Annotated in this window: 30 protein-coding genes; 13 read left to right on the top strand and 17 right to left on the bottom strand. The window is 47.7% G+C overall.

What is annotated here, in order from left to right; all coding sequences use genetic code 11:
- Nucleotides 1–88 precede the first annotated feature (88 nt).
- Both HPY28_RS10965 and HPY28_RS10960 read left to right on the top strand, forming a co-directional pair.
- Nucleotides 89–1,306 carry an MFS transporter gene (locus HPY28_RS10965; protein WP_174230559.1) on the top strand — a complete coding sequence of 406 codons (1,218 nt, stop codon included), beginning with the start codon at nucleotides 89–91 and terminating at the stop codon, nucleotides 1,304–1,306.
- The gene (locus tag HPY28_RS10960) at nucleotides 1,303–1,749 is read left to right on the top strand and encodes a GNAT family N-acetyltransferase (RefSeq protein WP_174230558.1); all 447 of its coding nucleotides are present in this window, start codon (nucleotides 1,303–1,305) and stop codon (nucleotides 1,747–1,749) included. Before HPY28_RS10965 ends, HPY28_RS10960 begins: the two co-directional genes overlap by 4 nt.
- A gap of 51 nt (nucleotides 1,750–1,800) precedes the next feature.
- On the opposite strand, the gene HPY28_RS10955 is transcribed toward HPY28_RS10960, so the two are convergent.
- From HPY28_RS10955 to HPY28_RS10930, 6 genes are all read right to left on the bottom strand, one after another.
- Nucleotides 1,801–1,989, bottom strand: coding sequence for a hypothetical protein (locus tag HPY28_RS10955; RefSeq protein ID WP_017247665.1), 189 nt, complete (start codon nucleotides 1,987–1,989; stop codon nucleotides 1,801–1,803).
- Between the two features lie 13 nt (nucleotides 1,990–2,002).
- Complete coding sequence (locus tag HPY28_RS10950; RefSeq protein ID WP_174230557.1) at nucleotides 2,003–3,055, bottom strand: DNA polymerase IV; 1,053 nt, start codon at nucleotides 3,053–3,055, stop codon at nucleotides 2,003–2,005.
- A gap of 73 nt (nucleotides 3,056–3,128) precedes the next feature.
- Entirely contained in the window at nucleotides 3,129–3,569 is a 441-nt protein-coding gene (locus tag HPY28_RS10945) for a peroxiredoxin (protein ID WP_069850362.1), read from the bottom strand.
- Nucleotides 3,570–3,591: 22 nt separating this feature from the next.
- Nucleotides 3,592–4,068 (bottom strand): hypothetical protein, encoded by a 477-nt coding sequence (locus HPY28_RS10940; protein WP_017247662.1) that lies wholly within the window; start codon nucleotides 4,066–4,068, stop codon nucleotides 3,592–3,594.
- Between the two features lie 292 nt (nucleotides 4,069–4,360).
- Entirely contained in the window at nucleotides 4,361–5,098 is a 738-nt protein-coding gene (locus tag HPY28_RS10935) for a gamma-glutamyl-gamma-aminobutyrate hydrolase family protein (RefSeq protein ID WP_026042981.1), read from the bottom strand.
- A 27-nt stretch (nucleotides 5,099–5,125) separates the two neighbouring features.
- Nucleotides 5,126–6,751, bottom strand: a complete 1,626-nt coding sequence (locus tag HPY28_RS10930; RefSeq protein WP_174230556.1) for a peptide ABC transporter substrate-binding protein — start codon at nucleotides 6,749–6,751, stop codon at nucleotides 5,126–5,128.
- Between the two features lie 111 nt (nucleotides 6,752–6,862).
- Between HPY28_RS10930 and HPY28_RS10925 the strand changes: the two genes are divergently transcribed.
- A complete protein-coding gene (locus HPY28_RS10925; protein ID WP_173622494.1) occupies nucleotides 6,863–7,675 on the top strand; it encodes a serine hydrolase in 813 nt (270 codons plus the stop codon).
- A gap of 107 nt (nucleotides 7,676–7,782) precedes the next feature.
- Here the strand turns inward: HPY28_RS10925 and HPY28_RS10920 are convergent, their stop codons facing one another.
- From HPY28_RS10920 to HPY28_RS10905, 4 genes are all read right to left on the bottom strand, one after another.
- Nucleotides 7,783–9,078 (bottom strand): phytoene desaturase family protein, encoded by a 1,296-nt coding sequence (locus tag HPY28_RS10920; protein ID WP_017247658.1) that lies wholly within the window; start codon nucleotides 9,076–9,078, stop codon nucleotides 7,783–7,785.
- Between the two features lie 280 nt (nucleotides 9,079–9,358).
- Nucleotides 9,359–10,489: a virulence factor gene (locus HPY28_RS10915; protein ID WP_174230555.1), complete on the bottom strand. Its 1,131-nt coding sequence runs from the start codon at nucleotides 10,487–10,489 to the stop codon at nucleotides 9,359–9,361.
- 102 nt (nucleotides 10,490–10,591) lie between these two features.
- Nucleotides 10,592–11,452, bottom strand: a complete 861-nt coding sequence (locus HPY28_RS10910; protein ID WP_174230554.1) for a GNAT family N-acetyltransferase — start codon at nucleotides 11,450–11,452, stop codon at nucleotides 10,592–10,594.
- Nucleotides 11,453–11,474: 22 nt separating this feature from the next.
- Complete coding sequence (locus HPY28_RS10905) at nucleotides 11,475–12,233, bottom strand: DUF4931 domain-containing protein (RefSeq protein ID WP_174230553.1); 759 nt, start codon at nucleotides 12,231–12,233, stop codon at nucleotides 11,475–11,477.
- A 201-nt stretch (nucleotides 12,234–12,434) separates the two neighbouring features.
- Between HPY28_RS10905 and HPY28_RS10900 the strand changes: the two genes are divergently transcribed.
- Nucleotides 12,435–12,680 carry a hypothetical protein gene (locus tag HPY28_RS10900; RefSeq protein ID WP_007727802.1) on the top strand — a complete coding sequence of 82 codons (246 nt, stop codon included), beginning with the start codon at nucleotides 12,435–12,437 and terminating at the stop codon, nucleotides 12,678–12,680.
- A 77-nt stretch (nucleotides 12,681–12,757) separates the two neighbouring features.
- Complete coding sequence (locus HPY28_RS10895; RefSeq protein WP_017247654.1) at nucleotides 12,758–13,129, top strand: L,D-transpeptidase; 372 nt, start codon at nucleotides 12,758–12,760, stop codon at nucleotides 13,127–13,129.
- A 47-nt stretch (nucleotides 13,130–13,176) separates the two neighbouring features.
- Here the strand turns inward: HPY28_RS10895 and HPY28_RS10890 are convergent, their stop codons facing one another.
- The 4 genes from HPY28_RS10890 to HPY28_RS10875 all read right to left on the bottom strand — a co-directional run bounded on the left by HPY28_RS10890 (nucleotide 13,177) and on the right by HPY28_RS10875 (nucleotide 17,251).
- Complete coding sequence (locus HPY28_RS10890) at nucleotides 13,177–13,398, bottom strand: hypothetical protein (RefSeq protein WP_017247653.1); 222 nt, start codon at nucleotides 13,396–13,398, stop codon at nucleotides 13,177–13,179.
- 90 nt (nucleotides 13,399–13,488) lie between these two features.
- Nucleotides 13,489–15,405, bottom strand: coding sequence for an ABC transporter ATP-binding protein (locus HPY28_RS10885; protein ID WP_173622492.1), 1,917 nt, complete (start codon nucleotides 15,403–15,405; stop codon nucleotides 13,489–13,491).
- Between the two features lie 264 nt (nucleotides 15,406–15,669).
- Entirely contained in the window at nucleotides 15,670–16,392 is a 723-nt protein-coding gene (locus HPY28_RS10880) for an NAD-dependent deacylase (RefSeq protein ID WP_174230600.1), read from the bottom strand.
- 103 nt (nucleotides 16,393–16,495) lie between these two features.
- Nucleotides 16,496–17,251: a cupin domain-containing protein gene (locus tag HPY28_RS10875; RefSeq protein WP_173622490.1), complete on the bottom strand. Its 756-nt coding sequence runs from the start codon at nucleotides 17,249–17,251 to the stop codon at nucleotides 16,496–16,498.
- 178 nt (nucleotides 17,252–17,429) lie between these two features.
- On the opposite strand from HPY28_RS10875, the gene HPY28_RS10870 reads away from it, so the two are divergent.
- The 6 genes from HPY28_RS10870 (at nucleotide 17,430) to HPY28_RS10845 (ending at nucleotide 21,762) form a co-directional block, all read left to right on the top strand.
- Nucleotides 17,430–18,215 carry a metallophosphoesterase family protein gene (locus tag HPY28_RS10870; protein ID WP_017247649.1) on the top strand — a complete coding sequence of 262 codons (786 nt, stop codon included), beginning with the start codon at nucleotides 17,430–17,432 and terminating at the stop codon, nucleotides 18,213–18,215.
- A gap of 171 nt (nucleotides 18,216–18,386) precedes the next feature.
- Nucleotides 18,387–18,815 (top strand): disulfide oxidoreductase, encoded by a 429-nt coding sequence (locus HPY28_RS10865; protein WP_017247648.1) that lies wholly within the window; start codon nucleotides 18,387–18,389, stop codon nucleotides 18,813–18,815.
- A gap of 3 nt (nucleotides 18,816–18,818) precedes the next feature.
- On the top strand, nucleotides 18,819–19,289 hold the full coding sequence (locus HPY28_RS10860) for a thioredoxin family protein (RefSeq protein ID WP_017247647.1): 471 nt from the start codon (nucleotides 18,819–18,821) through the stop codon (nucleotides 19,287–19,289).
- A 177-nt stretch (nucleotides 19,290–19,466) separates the two neighbouring features.
- On the top strand, nucleotides 19,467–20,336 hold the full coding sequence (gene ctaG / locus HPY28_RS10855) for a cytochrome c oxidase assembly factor CtaG (protein ID WP_106836770.1): 870 nt from the start codon (nucleotides 19,467–19,469) through the stop codon (nucleotides 20,334–20,336).
- Nucleotides 20,337–20,370: 34 nt separating this feature from the next.
- A complete protein-coding gene (locus HPY28_RS10850; protein ID WP_173622488.1) occupies nucleotides 20,371–20,982 on the top strand; it encodes an SCO family protein in 612 nt (203 codons plus the stop codon).
- A gap of 6 nt (nucleotides 20,983–20,988) precedes the next feature.
- Complete coding sequence (locus tag HPY28_RS10845) at nucleotides 20,989–21,762, top strand: FixH family protein (protein WP_173622487.1); 774 nt, start codon at nucleotides 20,989–20,991, stop codon at nucleotides 21,760–21,762.
- Between the two features lie 136 nt (nucleotides 21,763–21,898).
- Here the strand turns inward: HPY28_RS10845 and HPY28_RS30710 are convergent, their stop codons facing one another.
- Nucleotides 21,899–22,024 carry a hypothetical protein gene (locus tag HPY28_RS30710; RefSeq protein WP_256437597.1) on the bottom strand — a complete coding sequence of 42 codons (126 nt, stop codon included), beginning with the start codon at nucleotides 22,022–22,024 and terminating at the stop codon, nucleotides 21,899–21,901.
- 295 nt (nucleotides 22,025–22,319) lie between these two features.
- Nucleotides 22,320–23,486, bottom strand: coding sequence for a UDP-N-acetylmuramoyl-tripeptide--D-alanyl-D-alanine ligase (locus HPY28_RS10840; protein ID WP_174230599.1), 1,167 nt, complete (start codon nucleotides 23,484–23,486; stop codon nucleotides 22,320–22,322).
- 151 nt (nucleotides 23,487–23,637) lie between these two features.
- Between HPY28_RS10840 and HPY28_RS10835 the strand changes: the two genes are divergently transcribed.
- Nucleotides 23,638–24,705: a CapA family protein gene (locus HPY28_RS10835; protein WP_026042978.1), complete on the top strand. Its 1,068-nt coding sequence runs from the start codon at nucleotides 23,638–23,640 to the stop codon at nucleotides 24,703–24,705.
- Between the two features lie 151 nt (nucleotides 24,706–24,856).
- Complete coding sequence (locus HPY28_RS10830; RefSeq protein WP_174230552.1) at nucleotides 24,857–25,825, top strand: GNAT family N-acetyltransferase; 969 nt, start codon at nucleotides 24,857–24,859, stop codon at nucleotides 25,823–25,825.
- Nucleotides 25,826–25,893: 68 nt separating this feature from the next.
- Here HPY28_RS10830 and HPY28_RS10825 read toward each other — a convergent pair whose 3' ends face one another.
- On the bottom strand, nucleotides 25,894–26,397 hold the full coding sequence (locus HPY28_RS10825) for a CarD family transcriptional regulator (protein ID WP_017247639.1): 504 nt from the start codon (nucleotides 26,395–26,397) through the stop codon (nucleotides 25,894–25,896).
- Between the last annotated feature and the right edge of the window lie 91 nt (nucleotides 26,398–26,488).

The following is a 26,488-nucleotide window of genomic DNA, read 5'->3' as shown; positions in this document are numbered from 1 at the left end:
TCCACTAACTTTGGTAGGCCACGATATCGTTTTTCGCAAGAAAACCGATAAAACAAAAATAGTTTTTATAGTTAAGAGGTGTTCCATCATGTCCATCTTTACAAAAATGACCAAACAACAACGAATAGGACTTTTGTTTGTTATCCTGATCCTTTTCATCGATATGCTGTTGTACAGCTTGTTGATTCCGATTGTTCCTTATTTTACGGAAGCGCTGCAGCCTTCCTCCACCATGATGGGCGTGCTGTTTAGCAGCTATGCCATCGCAATGCTCATTGCCACCCCTATTTTCGGGCCAATATCCGATCGGATCGGCAGACGGACCATGCTTTTGATAGGCTTGCTCGGTCTCGCCGCTTCCACGTTATTGTTTGCTTTCTCTGAGACAATGGCCATGTTGATTACCGCTCGTTTTGTTCAAGGTATAGCTGCTGCGGCTACATGGCCAACTGCCCTTGCCCTCTTGGCGGATTTGTTCCCATCCAAAATGCGCGGAACTGTAATGGGAATTGCATTGACGGCGATTTCGACCGGTACATTGCTTGGAGCGCCGATTGGCGGATGGTTGTTTGAAATCAGTGACCATCGCATGCCTTTCTTGGCAGCAGCAGCCTTTACCGTGATCAACATTGTGCTGGTTTACTTGTTCTTGAAGGAAGATACGACGAGAACTGTCAGTGAAAAGCTTCATATCGGTGGATTCATTCGCAATCCGCAAGTCATCTTTATTGCTGGAATCGTCCTGCTGGCTGAGATTTCCCTTTGTTTGCTTGAACCGACGTTGCCCGTATTTTTTACAGAGAAACTCAGCATGACGCCGACAACGATTGGTCTTTTGTTTGGGGTCATGACACTCGCATACGGCCTGATCGCCCCAGTTGCCGGCTCTCTTTCCAGCCGCATGAATCCGTATAAGCTCATGTTTGGCGGAATCATTACGCTGGCTGTGTTTCTGCCATTTTTGGCGTGGGCGGACTCCCTCTGGCAGGCAATGCTCGCAATGGCATTGGTCGGGGCTAGTATTGGCTTTACCTTATCGCCTACCTTGGCTACACTGGGGGCCATCATTGACCAAGGGGGAAGCGGCGCATACGGCACGGCATACTCTCTCTTTAATATGTTTCACGGAATCGGAATGGTTGCAGGCCCACTGGCTGGGGGAATTTTGACGGATTTACTACCAGTATCCTCTGCCCTCCTGATCGTGGCAGCATCCATCCTTGGCTTCGGCATTTTACTTTTTGTCCAATTAAAAGCAAGCAAATCCGCCAGTTTCATCACCAATGAAAGCGAGATGAAATTTTGAGCTTGTCTATTCGTGAAATTACGAAAGAAAATTGGCGCCAAATAGCCTGCTTGACTGTAACGGAAGGTCAACACTCCTTTATCGAGAGCAACGCTTTTTCCATCGCCCAATCAGGTTTTGAACCGGAATGGATATCATGCGGTCTGTATGACAAGGACATCGCTATCGGTTATGCCATGCATGGAATCGAAGTAGAGAATGGCCGAATTTGGCTGGATCGCTTTATGATTGATGGTAGCCATCAGGGTAAGGGGTACGCCAAAAGGTTCCTGCGCATGCTCGTTGAAGAAATGTGCAGACGCTACAGCTGTACGCGCATTTACTTGAGTATTCATCCTGAAAACGAGTGCGCTCGCAAGCTGTATGAGGCGATCGGCTTTTCCTCAAATGGCGAAATGGATGGTCCGGAGGAAGTGATGGTCCTCGACCTGACACATGAATAGAAAAGGCACCCCCTCTGTCGAAACTGACGTAGGGGGTGCCTCTTTTTGTCGCTATCGTTGACTTTTACGCGCTTCCATCAGTCGCTTGACCTTCTCTGTCGGAGTCCAGCATTGGAATCGATAGTCCGGACGTGTCTCGTAGGTTAGACGAGAACATCGATAGCTGACTCCTCCCGTCCCTTTCTCCACGCGAAAATGAATACAGGTCGCACAGCAATGAAAGGCATTCTTTGTCTCCACGGCTCTCCCTCCTTTACTTCCCCAGCTTCCCCGAAAACATTGAGAGCTGTTCGTACCGCTCGCCTTGCTGCTCGGCAAAATTCGAAAAGCCAACGCCCACCAATCGAACGCCCGCTGTATAGTCAAAGGCGTCGAGTAGATCATCCAACAGATCCTGCCAATTGGCCCCGGCTACAGCCTTGAGCTGCTTGGTCCGCTGGGTAAAGTCCGCGTACTTAATTTTGAGCGTTATCGTCTGAGGCTCGACCCCTTCCTCGCGGATGTCCTCTTCGACCTCACGCAAAAGGGAGGTGGCAATCGGAGCAATCGCATCCCTGTCAAACAAATCAAAGGGCAGTGTCGTTTCGCGGCTCGATGATTTCGGCGCGCGGTCCATTTCGATTTCGCGATTGTCTTCTCCTCTCGCCCGGTAATAGAGGGAACGACCGAACTTCCCAAATAAGGTAGTAGCCTCATCGAGCGTAAGTCGCCAAAAATCCTCTACCGTCTCAATCCCCTTTTTCGCGAGCAGCTCCTGCGACTTTTTGCCGACTCCATGCAAGGTGCCAATTGGCAACGACCGCAGTACATCCAAAGCCTGCTCAGGTCGAATGATTACAAAGGCATCCGGCTTTTTCAAGTCACTGGCAATCTTAGCCAACGACATATTGTAGGAAAGTCCAATGCTGCAAGTAAGTCCGGTCTCCCGTTTGATTCGCCTCTTGATATCGCGGGCGATGGGCACCGCATTCTCATAGTGGGACACATCTAAATAAGCCTCGTCTAGACCCACTGTTTGATAACGCTCTGTATAAGAAGTAAATATCTGTCTGACTTCAGCAGATTTTTCGATATAACGGCTATAGCGGACAGGCAAATAAAAGCCTTGCGGACATTTTTTCCTCGCCATGGCGACAGGCATTGCGGAGCGAACACCGAACTTTCGAGCTTCGTAGCTGCAAGTCGATACGACACCGCGATTGCCAGTTCCCCCGACAATGACTGGCTTGCCCCGCAATTCGGGGCGATCTAACTGCTCTACACTCGCGAAAAATGCGTCAATATCCAAGTGAAGAATTTTTTTCATAGGGATACCCACCAAACATACATTCTCATTTCTATTATCCCTGTTTTGCTCCATTGACGCAAGCGAGAACGTTCTAGGCTTGGCTTTCGATTACCTGTAGCAGCTCAGACACCGGCGGATTGCCTTTTTTGGCGTAGATGATATTTCCGTTTTTGCCTATGATGTACACGATGCGTTGCTGGAAAAACAATCCGAGAACCTTTCCGACATCATATGCTTTTCGAATCGATTCGTCTTCATCCACGATTAATGGAAATTCATAGCGGAACTTATCAGCAAACGAGCGTTTCTTGTTCATGCCACCTGGATTGACGCCAAAAACAACGGTGTTTGCTCGCTCGATTGTCGTGTAATGCTCCTGAACTGCACATAGCTGTTTCGTACAAATCGGGGTATCATCTCCCGGATAGAAGATGAGGACGATATTTTCTTTGCCGATGTGTGCTGTAAGATCAATGGTTCCTTTTGTGCTCGTCGCCGTAAAGACGGGAGCCGAGTCTCCAACCTTTAACATTTCTCTCACCTCTATGCTCAGTTTACAGAGGAAAATTCATTTTCCCATCCCGATACTTTGTGAACGGATCTTCTTCCTCTCCCATAGTCCATACCTTTCCTTCCCAAATATGTACGGTTTCAGCATATTGAAATTTTTGTCCATCATGCTCAACTTCAAGCTGCATTTCAAGAAAGGCGGTATGCCCATCTTCGTATCTAATCTTTTTGATCTCATAATCGTTCAGTTTGTACTGATGAGCTTTTAAGAAGGCGATCTTTTTCATGTAAAATTCTTTCGCTTCTTGTTCACTTAACGTCGTGCCATCAACTGGATGCTTATCCTCCGCAAAATCATAAAGATAAAGGGTGTTGAATGCTTTTTCATAGTCTTCATCGATAAGCGCTTGATAATAGTTTGTGGTTATCATTTTCATTTCGCGTTCTGCAAAATACTCCGCGAAGAGGAACCGTGGAAAAACGAGTAGAAAAAGCAAAATAACAACAATTATTTTCTTCAAAAACTCACCTCACGGAATCAATTCTCTTACGTGAAGTTCGATTCTGCCTGTCATTTATCCTTGTTTCACCACGCTAACACTGAAAAAACCCACGTATCCGCTGCGATACGCGAGGCTCTACCATCACCTTCCTGTTTTACGCCTGCTTTTGATCGCCCTATATTGCCCTCTTAGTTTGGTTACAGTACTGCACCAGTCTGGTTGAAACGCCCTTTTTCACTAGATTAGAAAGCCCTCCTTCATGCAAAAAACCGCTCTGGGTAACCCCAGAACGGTTTCTCTCATTTCTATTCTATTTAGTCGCTTGCAGCTTTAACTGCTTTACCCGGGCAACAAATGCCTCGGCAATCTTCAACATGTCGTCGTCGTGTGCCCACATCCGTTCTGGATGCCACTGTACACCTACATGTAGCCCGTCGAGGCTTTCCATCGCCTCAATCACACCATCAGCCGCGCATCCTGTGACTTTGAAGCCCGGTGCTATGTCTTTGACTGCTTGGTGGTGAGAAGTGTTCACGAGCACCTCTGTCTTTCCGAGGGCATCCGCTACAAAGCCAGGTTGCAGCGTAATCTTATGCGCCCCGTATTGCCGTGAACCCTTCTGCGCATGCTGTAATGCTCCAGGTACTTGACTCGGGATATCTTGAATGAGGGTGCCGCCACACGCCACATTCAAAATTTGCATCCCGCGACAAATGCCCAGGATTGGCTTTTTCAGCTCCAGCGCAATCTTGATAATCTCAAGCTCTGTGATGTCTCTTTCGTAATTGATATCGCCCAGCCCTTGCAGCGGGTCTTCGCCGTACAAATGCGGCGACGGATCTTCACCACCGGACAAAATCAAGCCGTCCAGGGATTCGATCATCTCACGAAACGGAGCTTCCTGAATCGTCAGCAGTGGCAAGATCAGTGGAGTACCGCCACTGCGCGCAATTCCGTTCACATAGCCTGAACCTACATAGAAAAACTGGTCGAGATCGTTCTTCGGAAAATACATTTTCGTACATGCCACACCAATGATCGGACGCACGCCAGTCACTCCTTCATAGACTCATGATTACTTTTGATTGGAAGCGTACTTGAAGTCGATGAACCCGAGTGCATCTACCACCACATCTTTTACGCTATCCTGCTTCACCCACGCATAGGTGAAATAGTAGATTGGCAACGCAGGCATTTCATCCATAACGATTTGTTCAGCTTTCTTGAGGATTTCCTTACGCTTCGCTACGTCCCCTTCTTTGGCAGATTGCGCGAGCAAATCGAGGAATTCCTTGTTTTCCCATTTGGATGTATTCAGTCCACCCTTGAAGACTTCCAGGAAGTTAATCGGATCGTTGAAATCGCCAATCCAGCTACCACGACCGATTGTGAAGTTTCCTTGCTTCATGTCCTCGCGGTGAACCTTGTTCTCTTTGTTAATCAGTTTGACTTCGATGCCAAATGCTTTGCGCCATTGATCCTGAATGACTGTCGCAATACGTGAATTGACCTCTGACGTATTGTATGCAATCGTGATCGGTGGCAACTCTTTGATCCCCGCTTCTTGCATGCCTTCTGCCAAGAGCTTCTTCGCGGTCTCTACATTGCCGTCTTTGATGTAGCCCTCTGGTGTAAGTGCCATGGTTGGCGGGAGAATCCCCGTCGCTGGCGTGCTCTTGTATGGTACGACATTATCGGAGATTTCCTGACGATTGACTGCCGTAGCAAACGCCTGACGAATCTTTTTGTTATCAAACGGCTTTTGCGTCGTATTGAAAATGTACCAGTACGTACCTGCTGTCGCTTGAGCTTGCATCTTTCCGGATTCTTTCAGAGCATCCAGCGCATCCAGTGGCAAATCGCCCAATGGTGAGCCTGCCCAATCCAGGTCACCTTTTTCAAACATCGACAGCTCCGTATTGGCATCCTCGATCATGTTCAAGGTCAGCGTGGACAATTTGACAGCGTCCTTATCCCAGTAAGAATCGCTCTTCTCGAATTCGATCTTTGATTTGTGCTCCCAATTTTTCAAGGTGAATGGCCCGTTTGTCATGTACGTCTCTGGCTTAGAAGCCCACTCTTTGTTGCCCTCAACCGCTTTTTTGTTAACCGGGAAATAGGTGACAGATGCAACCAGTTCCGGGAAAAACGGTGCAGGGTTTTCCAGTGTAACAACCAATGTCTTGTCGTCGGTTGCCTTCACGCCGACATCTTCGGCTTTTGCCTTGTTGGCGTTAAAGGCTTGCCCATTTTTCAAATAGTACATCTGGTACGCGTAACCGGATGCGGTTTTCGGGTCAAGAACCCGTTTCCATGCGTACTCGAAGTCATGAGCGGTAACCGGATCTCCATTGGTCCATTTGGACTCCCGCAGATGGAAGGTGTACGTGAGACCATCAGCGGAAACCTCGTACTTCTCTGCGACCGCCTCTTTCAGCTCGCCTTTTTCATTCAAGCGCAGGAGGCCATCAAATGCTGCACGGGCAACAGACATCGAAGGGATATCTTCTGCCAGTCCAGGGTCGATCGTGCTTGGCTCACCGGAATTCAGGTTGACCTGCATTGTTTGAGGGGCGCTACTCTGCTCCTGCTTTGCACCTGTCGTCTCCCCCGTGGTGCTTGCTTGCGGTGTTCCACAACCAGCGAACGCTAAACTGGTTAACAGAACAGCACAAAATGATAGTTTCTTCCACTTTTGCAACAGCAAAACCCCCATCTTAGGAATAATTCTTCTTGATTGTTAGGAGCATGACTAAATAATATTATCTTGAGAAAATTTTGTCTACATCGAAACAAAAGGAGATGGGTCTACATGTTATCCAGTCTTTTTGCCCAAATATCCAGCCTGATTAAGGACGCTGGAGGGGAATGGGGAATCTTTTTCGAAGATTTGCAAACCGGTGAAACCTTATCCATCAACGAAGTTCAACGCTTTTATGCAGCCAGTGTGATCAAAGTCCCGATCATGACAGCTGTTTTTGCAGAGGCGTACGCAGGCAAGTTTGCCTTAGAGGACAAAATCAAGCTGCGTGCAGAGGATCTCGTTGGCGGTGCAGGTGTTCTTCAGCATATGACTCCCGGCACTGAATTTACGATTCGCGATCTGGTTACCCTGATGATCATCCAAAGCGACAATACAGCGACGAACATAATGATTGATCTCGTCGGAACAGAGAGCATTCGCAACGCGATGCAGAAAACAGAAATGACAAACAGTCACTTCTACAATAAGCTCATGGTCATCCCAGCCGAATTAGAAGGATACAATGAGGTGACGGCAAAAGACATGGGAAGCCACCTCCGATACTTGGCAACAGGAAAAGTGATCTCCTACGACAGCTGTTTGAAAATGGTCGCCATCTTGAAGACTCAGCAGCACCGTGACCGCATCCCCTTCCTTTTGCCTGACCCAGACGGTGATGTGATCGGGATGATTCCGAAATGGGAATTCGCCAACAAGACTGGCTCTGTGACCAAAATCACGCATGATGTCGGCATCCTCTACATCGGTTCTCATGCTGTCACCTTGTCCATTTTAAACAAGGGACTCGAGCAAAAGGATGCTGCCGACGTCATGGCGCAAATCGGCAATCTCGTTTATCACGTATATAGTCAGAAAGCATAATCCATGTGGCCTGCCATCTCCATTGGCGGGCTTTTTTCTATGTAACTTTGCATGAGAAAAAACAAGCAGGCATTCCTTTCTTCAAGGAACACCCGCTCGTCATCGACTTATTCTTTTTCCAAAATCAGCTTGGCAACGTTCATCGCGCTAGAGAAAGACAGCTCAGACAGCTGACCTTGTCCTTCACACCAGTCACCCGCGAAGAACAGGTTGCGGTAATCCGGCATGAAGATCGGCATTGGCTTCTGATTCATGGTCCACTTGATCTCCTGTACGACTGCACGAGCAGAAACACGCGGCACAACCAGTTGCTCACGCCAGCCTGGGAAATGCTTGTCATACAGGTTTTCAATCTCTTGTTTGCGGATTTCGGCCGCTTCCTTGTTCCCTACTTCATCCTGACGCATGTAAGCAGTCGCCTGCAGCAGCTGTCCGCCTTCAGGTACACAAGTACGGTCATAATACGAAATATCGGTAATGAAAATATTGTTTGCTTTTTCGTAGATGTAAGAGTACGGTACGTCAATTCGCTCTTTCAAGCCAATGTCATACACCATAACAACCGTTGGCTCGTATTCAGCATGCTGTGCAACCGCATGCTCCAGGCGCGTCTCCGCAAAGACCTTCGCCATCTCCTTCGGCGGAATACAGCAAATAAATTCATCCGCCGTAAATTCGCCCTCCGGTGTCACCACTCCAACCACACGATCATTCTCTACTTGGAACTTCTCTACTTTGGTTTTGATCAGAATCGTACCTTGATTTGCTTCAATGATACGTACGAATTCATTGATCAACGCTTGCCAACCACCACCGATATACGCTACCGGTTTATTCGTTGTAAACAAACGACTGTAGTACGCAAAGAATACATCAGAAGGAATCTTTTCAGGCTCACGTGTGAAGAAGTTAGAAGATGCAAGCGTCAACATCATTTCTCGCACTTCTTCGTTGACTTGCTTTTTCTCCATCCACTTTTGAATCGACATATGTGGATGGCCTTTCTCCATTTTTAGCATCGTTTTCAAAATCTCAAACGTGAACAATACTTTGTCCATGCCTTTTAAGAGCTTCGTTTGGAAAAGTCCTTGTACATTCGCCGGAACTGCAGTCAGATCGCTACCAATATCGTACTTGGCTTTCGTCGGATTGAAATCCTGCCAATCGATGTTCAGACCCAATTCTTTTTCAAACGTTCTCAAAACGGAGCTGTCGCGAGCATAAATGGCGTGGGCACCGAAGTTGAAGTTAAATCCTTTGATCTTCAGTGTAACGGCACGTCCACCCAATTGACCGCGTTCCAAAACTGCAACTTTTTTGCCTTTCGACGACAGGTAGGCGGCACTGGAAAGACCAGCAAGTCCCCCACCTACAATAACAACGTCATAGTGATTGGTTGTCATACACAATCTCCCCTACGCACTAGCGATGTTGAATACATAAGCTAAACCCTATCCTAGTCTAAGGGATGGATAAGGTGGAAGTCAACTATTATTGGACTGTGTCTATTTTTATACTGACTTATACCAATATTTACCTAATGAACCAACTTGTTTACCGCTCTTCTTGAAGCAGTATGCCCCGCTATTCGCCGTATATCCAGCCAATGAAGACACGAAAAAAAAGCCCTCTATAGCAGTTATCTGCTTGATAGAGGGCTCTTGCGTCATTGCAAGCAGCGAATTAATCGTTTCGGCGAGTCATTTGCTGCCAAACGGTACCGCTAGCCGCCTCGCCGCTTTCAATGCGCTGCACGGCCATTTGGACTTGCAAGCTGACCTCGAACTCGGGATCATTCTGTGCAGCACGCAAAGCGTCCAAGGCGGTTTCATCCCCCACCTCAAACAAGTAGCGAGCAGCGCGCCAGCGTACCAGCTTGTTTTTATCCTTCAACGCTTCACACATCGGTAGAATCGCGCGCGTGTCGCCTAAGTCAGACAAGGTATCGCCCGCTGTGCGTCGTACAGAGACGGAATCATCGCGGAGCGCTTCAAACAACAGCGGGAAAACATCATCGCCGCCGATCATGCCCAGATATACAACCGCCAGCCTGCGAATCGACGGTTTGCCATCACGAAGCGCTTTTTCCAAAACAGGCAAATCCTCTTCGGTAGGCTCCATTCGATCCAGCACTTCATATCTTTTTTGCCAATCCGGATCATCGAGCATCTCCAGCGTAACGACTTTCTTTTCACGCACGACTGGCTCTGGGGTTTCCCCGGGACCAAGCGCCATGGCCTGTTCCACGATTTCTTCTACACGACTCTCCGGATAGGAGGCATCGACTTCCAATGCGACCTCTTCACCAATCTCACGCAAATCGCCGTAACGCACGCCATGCTCGACCCATTTTCGCTCCATAATAAGGTTGGGCGAAGCAGAGCCTGCACGCACGGCTGCCTGTCCAAAACGCTCTGGCAGGGCTGCACGAATCTGTTCTGTTCCCATGGTCACCTTGACCTGCATCGGTACACCGCGGAACATTTGAACGTACACTTGCGCCTCTCCAAATGCCCCCGCTTCCTCCGCAGACATGTCAGAAACAGCCGCTCCTCCACCTGCTTGCAAAACCTCGCGCGCGACTGTCAAAATACGCTGCCAGTCTGCATTAGATTTTCGCTCCAGCGCGAGAAAATCTGCCGTATGAAAAATGGAGGTAACCCCTTCGATCTCCAAGAGCTTGTTCATGAGTTCTGGTGCTTTACTCGCATCTTTCTTTGTATAGACATGTTGGACCCCATCCGGCAAACGCTCGTCTACATTCAGCTTCATGACGTTTGGACTCGGCGTCGGTTCGATGGACAACAATTTCATATTGAGTCACTCCTTTTTACAGCACACTTGCTTTCTCTTCTATCGTAGCATGTATCCTGATACGTTTTCCAACCCGAGAGATAGGGAAAAGCAGTTTGCCCACTACAACGCCAGCTTGTAGTAATCATTGGCCGACTTTACGAAAAAGCCGCATGATTCATACAGTCCCAAAGCATTGCTGTTTTCACAGGCTACCTCCAGTGATACGTTCTGGTATCCTTCTTTCCCCAGCATCTCGATCGTTTGTGCCAATGCCTGGCGTCCATATCCTTTCCCTTGGTAATCCGGGTGGACACAAAATCCATAAATAAACGCCTTGCCCTCATCCTTGTTCACGCTTATTTTGCCAATGGCCTTATCATCGACAATCATCAAATGTGTGGTGGCCTTGGGATCACCCGCCATGTTTTCGGCCATTTCCCTCGCGCGTTCTTCCTCCATTTGAAAACCATGGACGTTCAGCCAAATCAACGTTTCGTAGTCACTGGCGATCTCCGGTCGAAGCAGCACCTTTCCAGAAACCGTTGCTCTTTGCTTCTCTCCCAAATCCATCCAATATTCCGAGAATTGATATTCCCCACCGATTCGCACCATATATGACTTACCATTTTCTGAATCTCGCTGAACGATAAACAACTGCGCCGGAATGCCTCTTCGTCTGCATGCATCTGCGGCTTGTGCTTGCAACGCTGTGAATATGCCTTTTCTTCTGTAGGCTGGGTGGACCATGCCGCTCACTTCTGCCTCACCGCCATGAAACACGTAGAGCCCCAGAAAGCCAACCAGCTTTCCATCTGCATAACATACAAAATCTTCTTCATGCTCTCCCGAACGCTTTTCCAGCATACTCGGGTTTACTTTGAGATCAATCCCATCCTGCTCATTGCAAATCCCAACCAATTCTTTAATTTGTGCCAGTTCCTCTGAGGTGAGTGTTTTTCTTGCCGTGATCGTATACGTCATAGCGTAAGCACCCTTTCTATGATTAGAAGTATCGGCGTTGCAATTCAGCGACCATATCTTCCAAATTATTGGCGACCTGCGGAATAGAATAGCCTACGTAAAGAGGCGAGGTAACAAACCGGGGAACCACTTTGGCGATCAGCTTTTCTCCCCAATGGTAGAAGAAAAAATTATAGCTTTGGTTGCGCGGATTGACATGAGTCAGTATCCAATGTGCTAAAATTTGTAAGTAGTCTGCCATTTTCGGCAATCGATCAAAGTCCGATAGAATGACGTTGTATTCAAAAAAACCTGCACGGGGATGCGTAGACAGATTGCATTCAATCCCTGCCTCTTGATCGATAGTCATGCCATTAAAATCACTGTCTTTTACCTGATCCAGATAGTTATAGTCATTTAATCCGACGATCTGCATGTGCGGATGACGGATGCTCCCCCCAGAATACGAGCCGTGGTTTTTGAAAAACAGAACAGAACGATAAGAGTTACTTTGCTCCATTTCCAGCCACTTCTCTACCCCGAATGCCAGCAATGCTCGTACATGCTCTTTGGAATAGACAGACCAATCCCCTTGGCATTCATCCGTCTCAATCAAAACAGTCTGATGTGTCTCCTCCAGAACAGGGAATTTGTTCATGAGCCAAATCATGGAGCCCCGCTGCTCCAAAACGTCTGTGAGACTGTTTCGATCACAAAAAGGACAGGCCGTTTCTGTGTTGTTTACACTCACTGGCTTTTTTCTGCCTATTTGCATGTTAAAGTGCAAGTGCGTCTGCTTCATTCCCATGTCCCTCCAGTTTCTGCTACTTCCACTTTACACGCATTTCCTGGGAAAATCATGACGTTTTTTGCCCAGACGACACTTTTGAAACCACAATTGGACTGCCTATTTTTCAATGTCTGTGGCGTTTGTTTCTTTTTTTATCTCAAATGTTTTACATACAATGGAAAGCAGTGAAACCTGGAAAGGTGTTGGAATTGGATGGAAAAATCATTTTATTATCCTGTTAGCTGGAGCGAGGCCCAACATTACAAAACGTTGCTTGATCAAGAAGGAGTCCCTTATGAAATTCAATCCCCGCTCGATTTGCCTGTCTTGGAAGAAGGTAAGCTGGCCATCGTCTTTCCTTCCATTCCTTTACGGATGTACGTCTGGGTGCGAACCTTGTTCTATCGTGACGGCCTTCGCTATCCGGATACGTTTTCGTTAGATTTCAAACTACATTAATCATGAGAGGAAAGGGACCGGTATCGTCGGTTTTCATAACATAGTAAGAGCGGCATTTCGTATCGTTTGTGGGGGAGGTGAAGAAGCTGACGTCCTACAACATCCGTATCTCGATTGCAAAGCTACGTCTCGATCTGTTCGATGGGAACCGACTCATCCGTTCTTATCCTGTTGCCTTGGGCAAAATTGCCACATCGACGCCACGAGGGGATTTTACCATCATCAGCAAAGTCCCCTATCCGAATTCCTATCCGGGAGGTCCTCTGAGTGTATTCGGAACCATCTGGATGGGACTAAGTAAGCCACACTACGGCATTCACGGCACGAACGATCCTTCCTCAATCGGCAAGTATGTATCTCACGGCTGTATTCGCATGTACAATGAGGACGTGAATGCTCTGGCAAAAATCGTGCCCATTGGTACGCCCGTTCGAATCAGACAGCAATAAATAAACATGCAAAGACCCGCCTCTCTTAAACCAAGGGCGGGTCTTCTTTACATAAGATGAGTCTTTTTCGTTCTTTCTGCTTCCGTTTCATCCGCTTCCAAGAATACAAGATATCTTCTTGCTTGCTTGTACATGATCGATAACGTCATTTCCCTGATCTTGTTCATGATCACTTCTTTATCCTCTGGATGCACTTCGGAAGAGAGCTGTTGTTCTTGTAGCTCTAGGTAAGACATCACCCATTCCGGGTCTAACTTATAGGCAGGCAACGACAGCGACTCCTCTACTCTAGTAATCTACTCTAGTCTACAGGTGGAAGCGTCGCATTCCCAGCCCTCAATTACTGGCTACGCCACTAATTATTTCCCTTGCTCCAATTCCTCTACCAATGCAGATAATTCCGCCCAACGCTCAATGGTTGCTTCCAGCTCTGCCGCCACTTGCTGTTCTTCAGCATAGAGCTTTTCGATTTTGCCGTAATCGCTGCCAGACGCTGCAATCTCTTGTTTTAGCTTGACGCTGCGCTCTTCCAAAGCCGCGATCTTTCCTTCAATCGCATCCCATTCCTTCTGGTCCTTGTAGGACAGCTTGCGCGTGCGGTTGTTGCCGCGATTAGCCCCGCTGTTGCTTTGCGCCTTTTCTGCCTGCTGATCCGCTTCTTGCACCTGTGTTGCTTTTTCCTGACGTCTGTCTTCCAGGTACTCGGAATAGTTGCCGTAGTACTGACGAATGTTTCCTTGCCCTTCAAAGGCAAACAAATGGTCAACTGTACGATCGAGGAAATAGCGGTCATGCGATACCGTAATGACTGCGCCTGGGAATTGCTCGAGATAGTCCTCCAAAATACTGAGCGTTTGAATATCTAAATCATTCGTAGGCTCATCTAAAAACAGCACATTCGGCTCTCCCATCAGTGTACGGAGCAGGTAGAGACGACGACGTTCTCCACCAGACAGGCGGGAAATCGGTGTCCATTGCATATGCGGCGAAAACAGGAATCGCTCCAGCATTTGCGAAGCCGTGATCGACTCGCCATTGCTCGTCTGAATGACCTCTGCTGCTTCCTTTACATATTCGATGACGCGCAGCTTTTCGTCCATCTCGACGCTATCCTGCGTGTAGTAGGCGATTTTAACGGTCGTCCCGATTTCCAATGAACCACTATCCGGTTGAATTCTTCCTGCGAGCATGTTCAAAAGTGTCGTTTTTCCACTTCCGTTTGGCCCGATAATTCCCACACGATCACCCGGCAGGACAATATAGCTGAAATCGTTGATCAGTTTTCGCTCACCGTACGCTTTATTGATATTGGTAAGCTCGATCACCTTTTTGCCGAGACGACTGGCCCCGAGTGCCATTTCCATCTTGGCGGCAGGTCCATCTACGGCTTTATCTCGTAACTCCTCAGCCCGTTGCACACGCGCCTTTTGTTTGGTCGTTCGCGCTTTTGCTCCACGACGCAGCCATGCCAGCTCGCGGCGAAGCAGATTTTGCCGCTTGCTTTCTACGGCCGCTTCATTTTCTTCACGCTCTGCCTTTTTCTCCAAGAACATCGCGTAGTTGCCTTCATAGCTGTACAGCTTGCCGCGATCCAGTTCAAACGTGCGGTTCGTCACGCGATCCAAGAAGTAGCGATCATGGGTGACGAGCAGCAAAGCACCCTTGTAGCGTGACAAATACTCTTCCAGCCACTCGACTGTCTCATTGTCAATATGGTTCGTAGGCTCATCCAAAATGAGCAGGTCTGCTGGTTGGATCAAAGCTCGTGCCATTGCTACCCGCTTTTTTTGTCCACCAGAGAGCTCTCCTACCTTTTGCGAGAAATTGTGCAGGCCAAGCTTGGTCAGGATCATTTTGGCTTGTGTATTGCTCTCCCACGCATCAGCCGCATCCATCCTGTTTTGAACAGCAAACAATCGCGCCTGCTTTTTTTCGTCGTCAGGCGATTCTTGAACAGCCTCAAGCGCTGTTTCATAATCACGCAAAAGCTGAATGAGTAGAGAATCGCCGTAAAATACTTGTTCCAGTACGGAGGAGTTTTCGTCGAAATCGGGATTTTGCGGCAAATACTCCACATGGAAATGATTCGCATGAATAATCTTCCCGCTATCCGCTGTATCCAAGCCCGCCACGATTTTCAAGAGCGAGGATTTTCCCGTACCATTTACACCGATCAGACCAATGCGCTCTTGCTCGGCAATATGAAAGGAAATGTTATCAAACAATACTTTTTCTCCATAGCCTTTGGAGAGGTTTTCTACTGATAATATTTGCATGAACGTCACCTGTACTTTTCTATTTGCGTATCGAGAAGCCATATGAATCTTACACTCGATGGTATCATGTTTTTCGCGCAAGCTCTAGGGTGATTCAAATGGATTGTACAAATATTGGAATACCATCTCATTAATGGTAAAATATTGAATATGAAGTAATAATGACACAAATATAAAAATAAAATAGGAAGCGTCACCAGCAATCAGGCATGTCAACGGGCCCAAACAGAAGAAGCGTACTCTTTTCATCGAGCACGCCTGCTTTTACTCTCCTAACGACTGTCCTACTCTTTGCAGCACGCTGCCAATCCGTTCATTTTGGATAACCTCATCTGCCCACGCATCCAATGGGGTTGGTTCCTGATTGACAATGACCAGTTTGGCTCCTCTTTCTTTTGCATGCTGCGGAAACCAATTGGCAGGACTCACCGTAAGCGAAGAACCTAATACGATGAACAAATCGGCTTGTTCCGTCCACGAGATGGCCTGATCGACTTGTGATTGCGGCAAAGATTCGCCAAACAGGACAACACCCGGACGCAAAAATCCTCCGCATGCGCAAATCGTCCCTTGATCCTCCAGATAACGTGTATTGGCATACTCGGTCCCGCAGGCAAGACAGCGGATTTTCGCAAGGGAGCCATGGAGTTCGGCTACAGCCAAGTTTCCCGCCTCTTGATGAAAGCCATCCACATTTTGTGTAATGACTCCATGAACCAATCCACGCCGCTCCCATTCAGCTAAGCACTCGTGTCCGGTGTGTGGCTTGCAAGACAGTAGACCTTGAATGCGCATCTGATAAAATTCCACAAACGCTTCCCGATTCTCCATCATTGCGCGTGTACTCGCGAGTTGCATCGGATCTTTGCCGCGCCACAGCCCAGACTGTGAACGAAAATCAGGCAAGCCACTCTCTGTCGACATGCCTGCTCCGGTGAATACAACGGTAAAGGAAGATGTCCGCAACCAGTGTGCCAGATGATCCATCATGGTTCTCCCCTTCATCTTTGAAAATGTTCTTCTCCTGATTGTAATAGAAGAATGCCGAATTTGGGAGACCTGCCCATCAAGGCACTATCTGTCTTACCATTCAATAGGATGGATAAACGGGTTGTGGCGTATATCCGGTATGGTAGGGATTCGTGCCATATTGTGGATACCCGGTCGATTGTTGATAGACTGGGTGCTGTCCATACCCACCCTGCTGCACATAGTTGGCATCGTAATAACCGTAACTGTCTGGCAACTGGCTCGAGTAGCCATAGTACGGGTACTGGCTTGAGGCAGCTCTATCTGGCAACTGCCCCTGCTGCTGACATCCTACTGGCGGGCCAATCACGACTGTTTTGGTAAGAGGCGCAAATGTTTCTTTTACCTTTGCTTCATCTAAACAATACGTATGTGCCCACACACTTGCTGGAGTCAACCGCAAAATATCGGAGCCAAAGATCACCTCAGGAGTTGGCGCATCAAAAATAGCCAGTAAGTGCGTATCGTCAGTCAAGGCCATTTCATAGTGCCACCAGCCCTGCGGGATATTGGCAACTTGTCTCGGTTTAATATTGTAATTGAGCAATTGATTGGTAAAAGGATTGATTAGGGACACAATGGCCTCACCAGCGATGCAGTACACCAGCTCCGATGCATTTTGATGGATGTGTGGCTCGACAACATTTCCGGTTGTCAGGAAAATATCCAGCAACGAACTGTTACCTAATGTATTTAACTGTGCGATTCCCAGGGAATCGATGAAATTCCGATCGTCCTTTTTAAAAAACAGATTATTTCTCATATCGTACGTGAACTGAGTATTTGGCGATGTATAGTCGCGATAGGAAGTAGCCATCTGTCGTTTGATCCTCCCACCGTATGGGTATTTGACTCATTTTTGTATCTTTATTCTCTTTCACAAAATATGTGCACCCATCTATTCCATCGAGAAAGAGACACACCTTTCACCCTCCCCTTTACACAAACATATCCTACTAAAAGGCATAACGGGTACTCGAGGAGGGTGATCTTGTTTGGCTACTTATTTGGTCTCGGACATACATGGTCAGAATCAAGCTTTTCAAAAGGCGCTGCGGGACGTTTCCTTCTCTCCCCAAGCTGGTGATCGTCTGTACGTATTGGGGGACATGGTCGATCGAGGACCTGAATCAAAGGAAGTATTGCTCGATCTACTCGCTCTTCGGCAGGCGTATCCGAATCAAATCTATCTCATAAAAGGGAACCACGAGCAAATGCTCGAGGATTGGCTGTCCGGAAACGGCAATCCGGAGCTATACCTGCGCTACAATGGCGGCGATGCCACCATGCGTTCTTTCTTAGGGAATCACCCGCTGCGGCGAGCTTTTCTTAACCGGATGCCTTCTTTGCAGGAACAAGAAGAAGCGCGGCAATTTATTCTTTCTCACTATCCAACAATTTTGCCAGCCTTGTCGTCTCTTCCTTTGTATATAGAACTGCCAGCCGATCCGCGAACCGGAACTCCAGCCGCACTTTTGGTACACGCAGGCATTCGACCCGGCATCCCCTTGCAGGAACAAAACCCACAAGATTTACTATGGATTCGCGAGCCTTTTTACCTTTATTATGATGGAGAACTCCCTATCATCTTTGGCCATACCCCTGTTCCAGGATTACCTCAATACTCAGGCAGCGGTCCTTGGCGCAGAGACAATATGGTCGGCATTGATGGTGGCGCAGGATATTGGCGAGGCGTCATGCTCATCGAATGGCCTTCTCTTCAATCCATTTTCGTACCGATTCGGGATAGGCAATCCTCTCCACAAGTACGGGTCTACTGATCGTGCTAGGGAAAACTGGGAGCTTTCGCACTGGTGCTCCTACCTGCTGCAAGCGCATCGGGTAGTGCATCCAGTATGATTCGAGAGACAAGCCCATTCGTTCAACAAATTATTACTTTTTATAATCTACTTTCGATTTGTAATATGTTAAGATATGGACGAGGTGTTTATATGAAACGTCAGCAAATCGTGGAACAAGCCATGTTTGCCGCTTGGGGTGTGTCCCTGATCGCAACAGGAGGTAGTTTGTTTTTTTCAGAGGTATTAAAGTACATACCATGTGACCTGTGCTGGTACCAGCGAATCTTGATGTACCCGCTCGTCATCTTACTCGGGGTGGCCTCCGCGAAGAAAGATGACAAGATCGCTTCGTACGCCTTGATTCTCTCCATCATAGGAGGACTCACATCGCTGTATCATTACTCGATTCAAAAAATACCTGCCCTGCAAGATCTGGGTAGCGCTTGCGGCATTGTGCCATGCAACACGGACTATATTAACTGGCTAGGCTTTATCACTATTCCGTTCCTTGCTCTCATTGCCTTCACCTTGATCAGCATCCTGCTTATCATCGTTATGAAAAATGCAAAGGAGAAATGATTCATGAAGAAAGTCATCTTTCTATCCATCCTTGTGGCTGCGCTCCTGATCGGTGCGATCGTGTATGCTGACATTTCGAACCGTCAGCTTGCGGAAGGAAACCCTTACGGTAAAGCCAATTTGCACCCCGCTACTCTCGAACAATTGAGTGACCCGCTGTACGATAATCTCATTATGCCTAATGAGCTCAAAGGTAAGCTCAATAATCAGGAGGACGCGTTTGTTTACTTTTACAGCCCGGTTTGTGAGCATTGTAAAGCAACTACCCCCGTCCTTGTACCGATCGTGAAAAGCTTGGACATCGATATGAAAAAGCTCAATTTGCTAGAGTTTAACGCCAGCTATGGTGAATACAACATCGAATTCACCCCGACCCTCGTTCATTACAAAGGCGGCAAGGAAGTAGCTCGACTCGTCGGTGGTCGCGAAGCAAGCGAATGGAAAACATGGTTGGAAGAACAGAAAAAATCCTAACATTTGGTAGCCTCCCTCGATTCTTTGCGGGAGGCTCTTTTCATATTGGACATACGTGACAAATATGTGAAGATTTCTGTTCCCTTGGAAGAAATAGCCCGAACGAGTCATTAGGCTTTTCCAGTTATTTGCCTATAATGAGTACTGGGGATAATCCTTGAAAACGGAGGTAATCGCATGACCCTCACTTATTTCACTGAAACCTTTGGCTTTCGGGCTACATGGAATCCAGAGCTGATTCTTCTGACCTTTTTGATCGGTCTGGCTTATTTCTCACTGACCGGACCACTACGCCAAACTTTTCAAGATTCCACACCTGTTACACGAAAGCAACAGACTTTTTTCACTCTCGGTTTACTTGGTTTTTACTTTAGTATGGGGAGTCCTTTGAACGTAGCTGGGCATTTTTTATTTAGCGCCCACATGCTGCAGCAATCGTTACTCTATCTCGTAATGCCCTTGCTGCTCTTGGCAGGGACCCCGTCATGGTTGATCCGCGGCCTGTTCTATCGCCGAGGGCTCAAGCTTTTCATGCGAATAGCGAGTCACCCGATCCCTGCTATTCTCATGTTCAATGCCCTGTTCTCGTTTTACCATATGCCTGTTATTTTAGACTTGGCAATGAACAACCTAGCCCTACATAATTTGATTCATTTACTGCTGCTGGTGACTGCGATATTGATGTGGATGCCTGTTGTCGCACCGATACCGGAAATTCACCGCCTGTCGGAACTGCAAAAGCTTGCCTACATCTTTGCTAACGGTGTTTTGATTACGCCTGCATGTGCACTGATTATTTTTTCAGCCACACCGTTGTATGCGACATATGTAGACGGTCCTTCCATGCTCTGCGCGCCATTCTTTTCCACGCCGATCGACAAATCGATGTTTGCCGTTCCACTGCTCCCTCTGGAGGATCAACGGCTGGGCGGAATTGTGATGAAGCTCATGCAGGAGCTGACGTACGGAGTCGTCCTGGCTTACATCTTCTCTACCTGGTATCGAAAAGAAAAGAATCAGGAAGAGGACGGCCTCATGACGCCATAGCCAAAAAGAATCAGAAAGGAGGCGCCACCCACACGTGAATATCGCCCCTGCTACCGCTATCCGAATCCGACGGTTGCTCTTGTTGTTACCCGTCCTTGTCCTTGTTGCTCTTGTCGCTTCTTGGGTTTGGTTTGGGCCCAAAAACGCCCAGGCGAAATTACCTGATGTGACTCTGCAAACCATCGATGGACAATCCTATTCGCTAGCACCGCAAAAGAAAACGTTTCGCTTGGTGGAGTTGATTTATACCCGTTGCCCGGATATTTGTCCCACGACAACGGTAAAAATGGTTCAGCTGCAAAAGCGCTTGCTCGAAGCAAACTTGATGGGGCAAGACGTTGAATTTTTGACCATCACGATTGATCCGCAAAACGACACCCCTGAGGTCATGCGCTACTATGCCAAGCAGTTGGGGATTCAAGACCAAGGCTGGACCCTGCTTCGGGGTGATGACGAAACGATCAAAACGGTTACAAATTCGCTTGGCTTTTTTGCCAATAAGATGGATGATGGATTCATCTCTCATACATCGAGTACGTATCTCGTGGATGATAACAATGCCGTTATTCAAAAATTCGGCATGGGTGACGATTTCGATCCCGAACAAATTTATCAGGAACTGTTGAAATTGAAGAAGGAAGGGTAAACCAACATGAAACGTACAACGATTCTGCTCTTATCCATGCTCATGCTCCTTTTAGCCGCTTGTGGAAAAGAGAACGAGCAACAAGCCTTGCTACCCGGATCTCCCGTCGAGGCTGCCTTTACATTGGAACCAAAGGAGCTAGTAGCGGGTGACACCGTTACCTTCTCCGTTACAGTTACACAAGATGGCCAACCCGTGGATGATGCCAAGGAAGTGAAGTTCGAATGGTGGAAAGATGGGCAAGAAAAGCATGAAACGATCCCAGCTTCGCTGCAAGGAGACGGTGTCTACACGGCCCAACAAACCATTAGCGAGCCAGGTTCTTATTTTGTCTACTACCATGTAACGGCACGTGATTTCCACAATATGCAGAAGACCCCATTTACCGTAAACAGCAAGGCTGGTGAGACGCCTGGAGTGACGCCATCTGCGCCCCAAGCTGACGCAGGTCAGGCACACGATCATGGGGCGGCAGGTCACGCGAATGGTGAAACAGTTGATTATCATTTCTCCCCAGCCGACAATATTCAAGTAGCATCACCTGCTGCTCTCACTGTTCATCTGATGAAGGACAACAAAGCTTTGGACAAAGCGACAGTCAAATTCGAGTTCTGGCTAGGAAATGACGAGAAGCACAGCTTCGTCGATGCAACGGAAACTGCGGCTGGCCAGTATGAAGGCAACGTACAGTTCCCGACAGCCGGAGATTATACAGTGAAGGTCCATGTGGAAAAAGGAGATATTCATGATCACAAGGATTTTTCCCTCACCATAAAATAAGGACTTCAAAATAAAAAGGCCATCCTCCTAGGGATTGGCCTTTTTGCTCGTAAATGGAGTTAGCAGGTAAAATAAGCGATTCGATTCAAGTCTGTCCCGTAATACTCCCATCGATATCCTGTCCAGCGGTATCCAGTTACAGAGTGACGACTGACATGGACGGGGTAAAACCAGAAAGAGCGACCATTTCGCAGCCAAACGTATGTGTAACGATATAAACAGGGATAGAATCCGCCAGCATCAATCCGGCGTGTTCCCCCATAACCTCTTGCTCCCGGTGCACTTGGCGTCCTGCTCGGTGGAGGGCCTGATGGCGGAGGGGGAAAACCTCCTGGTGAACCGGGGGAACCAGGCGAGCCGGGAAAATCTGAGGAACCTTCGCGGCCGCCAGGGGGAAATTGATATGACATGACGTGTCACCTCCTACTAGTCTCCCTATAGGAAATGCATCAAACGCACAGATGGTATGTGCGTTTGCCCGCCGTCATTCACCTATTTTTTCCGCAATAGCCTGTATAGTAATCCCTTGTCAGCCCCCCGCTGACGTCCTCACTCTTTCATCCTTGCTGATTGCTCCGATTGGCTGTTACTCTGCACAAAAATTGTACAGTCTCTCCCATTTTCAACCGATTCGATCCTTTTACGAGGATGGCTGTATTTGGCTTCAGTTGTTTTGCTAGACAACGATGCAATCCTGCCTTACTCAAGCAATGCCTGACCCGATTTGCCGGAAAACCGGAGAGAATCGCTGCTCTGGCAATATTCCTAGCACTTCTTCCCAGCGTATATAAGTAGTCTACATTTTTTTGACTCAAATATTTCCCGACATCCTCATGACCTTTCACGTCGTATTTGCCCATTTCCAGCATACTGGCGAGCACCGCAATCTTTGTGGTATGCCCTACCTGGCTTAACACATCAATCGCTGCCTTTGCCGCATCTGGATTCGAGCTGTAGGTATCATCCAGCACCTGAATGTTATTCACAAGTCGATAGCTGGTTAGGCGTTTTCGCTGTCCGCGAAACTGACTTAATCCGCGACGAATATCATCGACGGGAATCCCCATCGTATGGGCGACTGCGATAGCAGCCAATGCATTGTATAAATTATGCTCGCCGGGAATAGGGACAAAAAATGACTCCTTTTCTCCACGCAAAGAACATTCGAATCGAAACCCATTGCCCTCTATTTTCGTTCGCCCCGCCTTATAGTCCGCCTCCTGCTCCTTGCCAAATGTAATGATTTTTCCCGTGAACGAACCCAGATAAGGCTGTTGAATAAACTGGCGAGAATAGGGACAGTCCCTATTCAGAAAAATGGTTCCTGTGGGTTTCATATGACGAATTAACTCCGTTTTTGCTAATGCCAGCTGCCTAGCGTCACCGCCAAAATTTCCGATATGAGCCGTGCCAATATTCGTAATGACTCCCATCGACGGCTGTATGATTTTGCAATGCTGTCGCAAATGACCACTTCGATAAATACCATACTCAAGCACTGCGGCCTTGTGCTCGTCCCGAATTCTTTTGGTATGCGCTCTTGTATTTCCCAGGAAGTTCTTGTTGTGCATCGATTTATATGTGGGCATGCGAAGATTCAAGATGGTATAGATCATTTCCTTTGTCGTGGTCTTTCCTGCACTTCCCGTCACAGCGATAACCGGCTTGTCGAGAATCAGTGTCTTTACCGGTACAGCAGCTCTTCTCTTCTTTTTCACGGGTATCACCCCTTTGCCTCGTTCTTCTCTCGATCAGCTTACCTATTGTATGAACGGCATAGACAGCCTGTATAGACCATTATCTATGAAAACGTTCCGCTACTATCCAAATCAGACGGACGACTTCTGGAATAGAGTGGGAGGGGAGGTGAAGCGCATGAAAAAGAAGGCCACCATCGCCGCTGTAGGCGACATCCTAATGTGGAAAGAGCAGGTGGCAACTGCCAGACTGCCTGGTACAGATCAATTCTCTTTTACGGATATGTTTCATTCCGTGACACCGATTCTCTCAGCGGCAGATCTCACGATTGGCAATTTAGAAACCACCTTTTCCGGGAAAACACAGCCCTATCAAATCGGTTCGGCACGAACCGGTTACCCTCGCTTCAACTGTCCAGATGAATTGGCTCGGGACTTGAAATCATCTGGCTTTGACGTATTGACTACAGTGAATAACCACTGTCTGGATGGCGGAGTAACCGGACTATGCCGAACCCTTGATGTTTTGGATCGATACAAGCTTGCTCATACCGGAACCTATCGAAGCCCTGAGGAGGCAAATACCTACCTGATCAAGGAGGTAAACGGCATTCGCATCGCTATGCTTGCTTACACCTACGGGACAAACAAGCAGGTGATCCCCGCTCATACGCCATGGATTGTCCGACTTCTCCATCTTGACACGATATTATCCGACCTGAGAAAAGTCCGTCCTCTCGTCGATGTTGTGATCATCTCCCTTCACTTTGGGATTGAATTCCGCTATACACCGACGACTCGCCAGCGACAGCTCGTACAAAGCCTCCTCGACAACGGTGCTGATGTCATCCTCGGGGCTCATCCACATGTTCTACAGCCTGTTGTCACCCCGAGTATCACGACTGCTCACGGAACAAAGAGACAAACGCTAGTCGCGTATTCTTTGGGCAATTTCACATCAGAGAAAATGCTCTCGTTTGATCAATCTCTGTGCGGAGCAATCCTGCGATTTACTGTCGAAAAGGATGAGAGGAATCAGATTTCACTCGAGCAAATTTCAGTCATCCCGACGTTTTCGCAACGGTATGTAAGTCAAGGGCGTATACGCTTTCGTGTCATCCCCATGCGTTCCTATTTGAAAAGCCCTGATCTGTATGTACGACCCCTGCAGAGAAAAAAGCTCCTCTTGCTATGGAATCGCGCCATCCGCATCATAGGCAGGTCGCGGGGCGTATTGATTGAATAACACGGGAGCAAACGAGGGAGCGGGCAGTTTGCTCCCTACCCTTCCTCTTTTCCTACATAGACCACGATTGACGATTCACAGAACATTTTGGTAAAATTCTTTTGTAACTAACGAAATTAATTTAGGTAGTTACAAAGGAGAGATGACTTGCATGATCACTGTTCGCCGTATCCACCCAGAAGATTTACCTGCATTTCTTGCCTTCCCGGATCACCCTGCGTCCGTTCGGGATGATATCGCTCTTTACCTCGACAAAATGTTCACACAAGGAGCCATGCGTCAGGACTGGTGCTTCATTCTGGAGGTACAGGATAAGATCGCTGGTCGTCTTGCCTTCTGGACATTGCCTGGCAGTAAACAAGCAACCGATTTGGTATTGTGGGAGCTTCCATGGAAAGAAACAGAATGTCCTTCGCTCGGAGCTCATTTCTTACGCGAAGTCTTCACACTCATGGCAGGGAATCTTTCGGAGAAAATCGGCTATATTCTGGATTCACCTTCCTCCTCTCCCCAATGGCAAACGGATCACCAAGAGCGAAGAAATGTTCTGGAAGCGCTCGGTTTTCGAATTAGCCGGGAAACAAACCGCTTCGAATGGCATGCACCGATTGAGGCAACTGCTATACCGTCAGAAGGAACGCATGATCTGATCGTGTACCGCAGTCTTCCTGAGGTTGGTGAGGCTGCATTTGTGGATGCCATCATGCGCGTCTCGCAATTCACCCATGATCAACAAATTACAGAGGAGCGCTTGGAAAAAGGCCCTCTAGCCCAAGCACAGGAAATGTTCCAAGATTTGCAACAAATGAAATACGAACCGGAATGGTGGCAGCTCGCCTATACAGAAAAAAATGAGCTCATTGGTTTCTTGATGCCTACGGTCAGCCCCACCTTTGCTACAATTGGATACATCGGTGTTCTCCCCGAGCAGAGAGGACACGGCTATATTGATCGATTGCTGAAGCAGACCACTGACGTTCTTGTACAAGCAGGAGAAACATACATCCGCGCAGATACCGATGTCAAAAACACGCCAATGGCTAAAGCCTTTTTACGGGCTGGATACCACCAGTTTGCCAGTCGCCAAGAATTTTCTCTAGATTCTGGCTTGTTGCTGTAATGGACATACAAAAAAGGGGGCGATTGTAGTAACAATCACTCCCCTTGCTTACCTCATATGAACAAAATTTATGGCACAATCTCAGACATTTCTTCTGGGCATACAGCTTGCTTGAGCATCTCTGTTGCCTGATCTGTATTTACGTCTTTTACCAGTTCAATCTCACTAATGAGGAGCTGCTGCGCATTATCCAGCATCACTTTGTCACTCGTTCCCAATACTTTTTCTTTACTCATGCCAACCAAATCACGAATGACCTCAGATTGCTCGTAAATATCGCCACTCTTCATTTTCTCTGTATGAAGCTTGTAGCGCTGCGCTGCATTCAAGGTGGTGTCGCGTTGCCCCTCTCGCATGGCGGCCAAAACATTCTCCAGAATGTCGGCTTCGACCACCTTTCGAATACCAAGAGCGGACATCTTTTCAACCGGGACCATGATGTTTAACTCTTTCAGCAGCATGTTGAGCACATAATAGAGGTGTTTTTCACCCAGAAATTCTTTCTCCTCCATCGCCTCGATTACGCCTGCCCCGTGCATCGGATAAAAAACCTTGTCTCCAACTTGAAACATACGTCCACCTCCTTCAAAGCAATCTATATCCATTATAGCACAAATATTGAATTTAAAATTTTTTATTTTATCATGACGTTTAAAATTAAGT

Origin of the sequence: Brevibacillus sp. HB1.2 (genome assembly GCF_013332495.1) — a bacterium.
GTDB lineage: Bacteria > Bacillota > Bacilli > Brevibacillales > Brevibacillaceae > Brevibacillus > Brevibacillus porteri.
The sequence above is the reverse complement of the archived record's forward strand: the minus strand, read 5'-3'. Positions and strand labels throughout refer to the sequence as shown.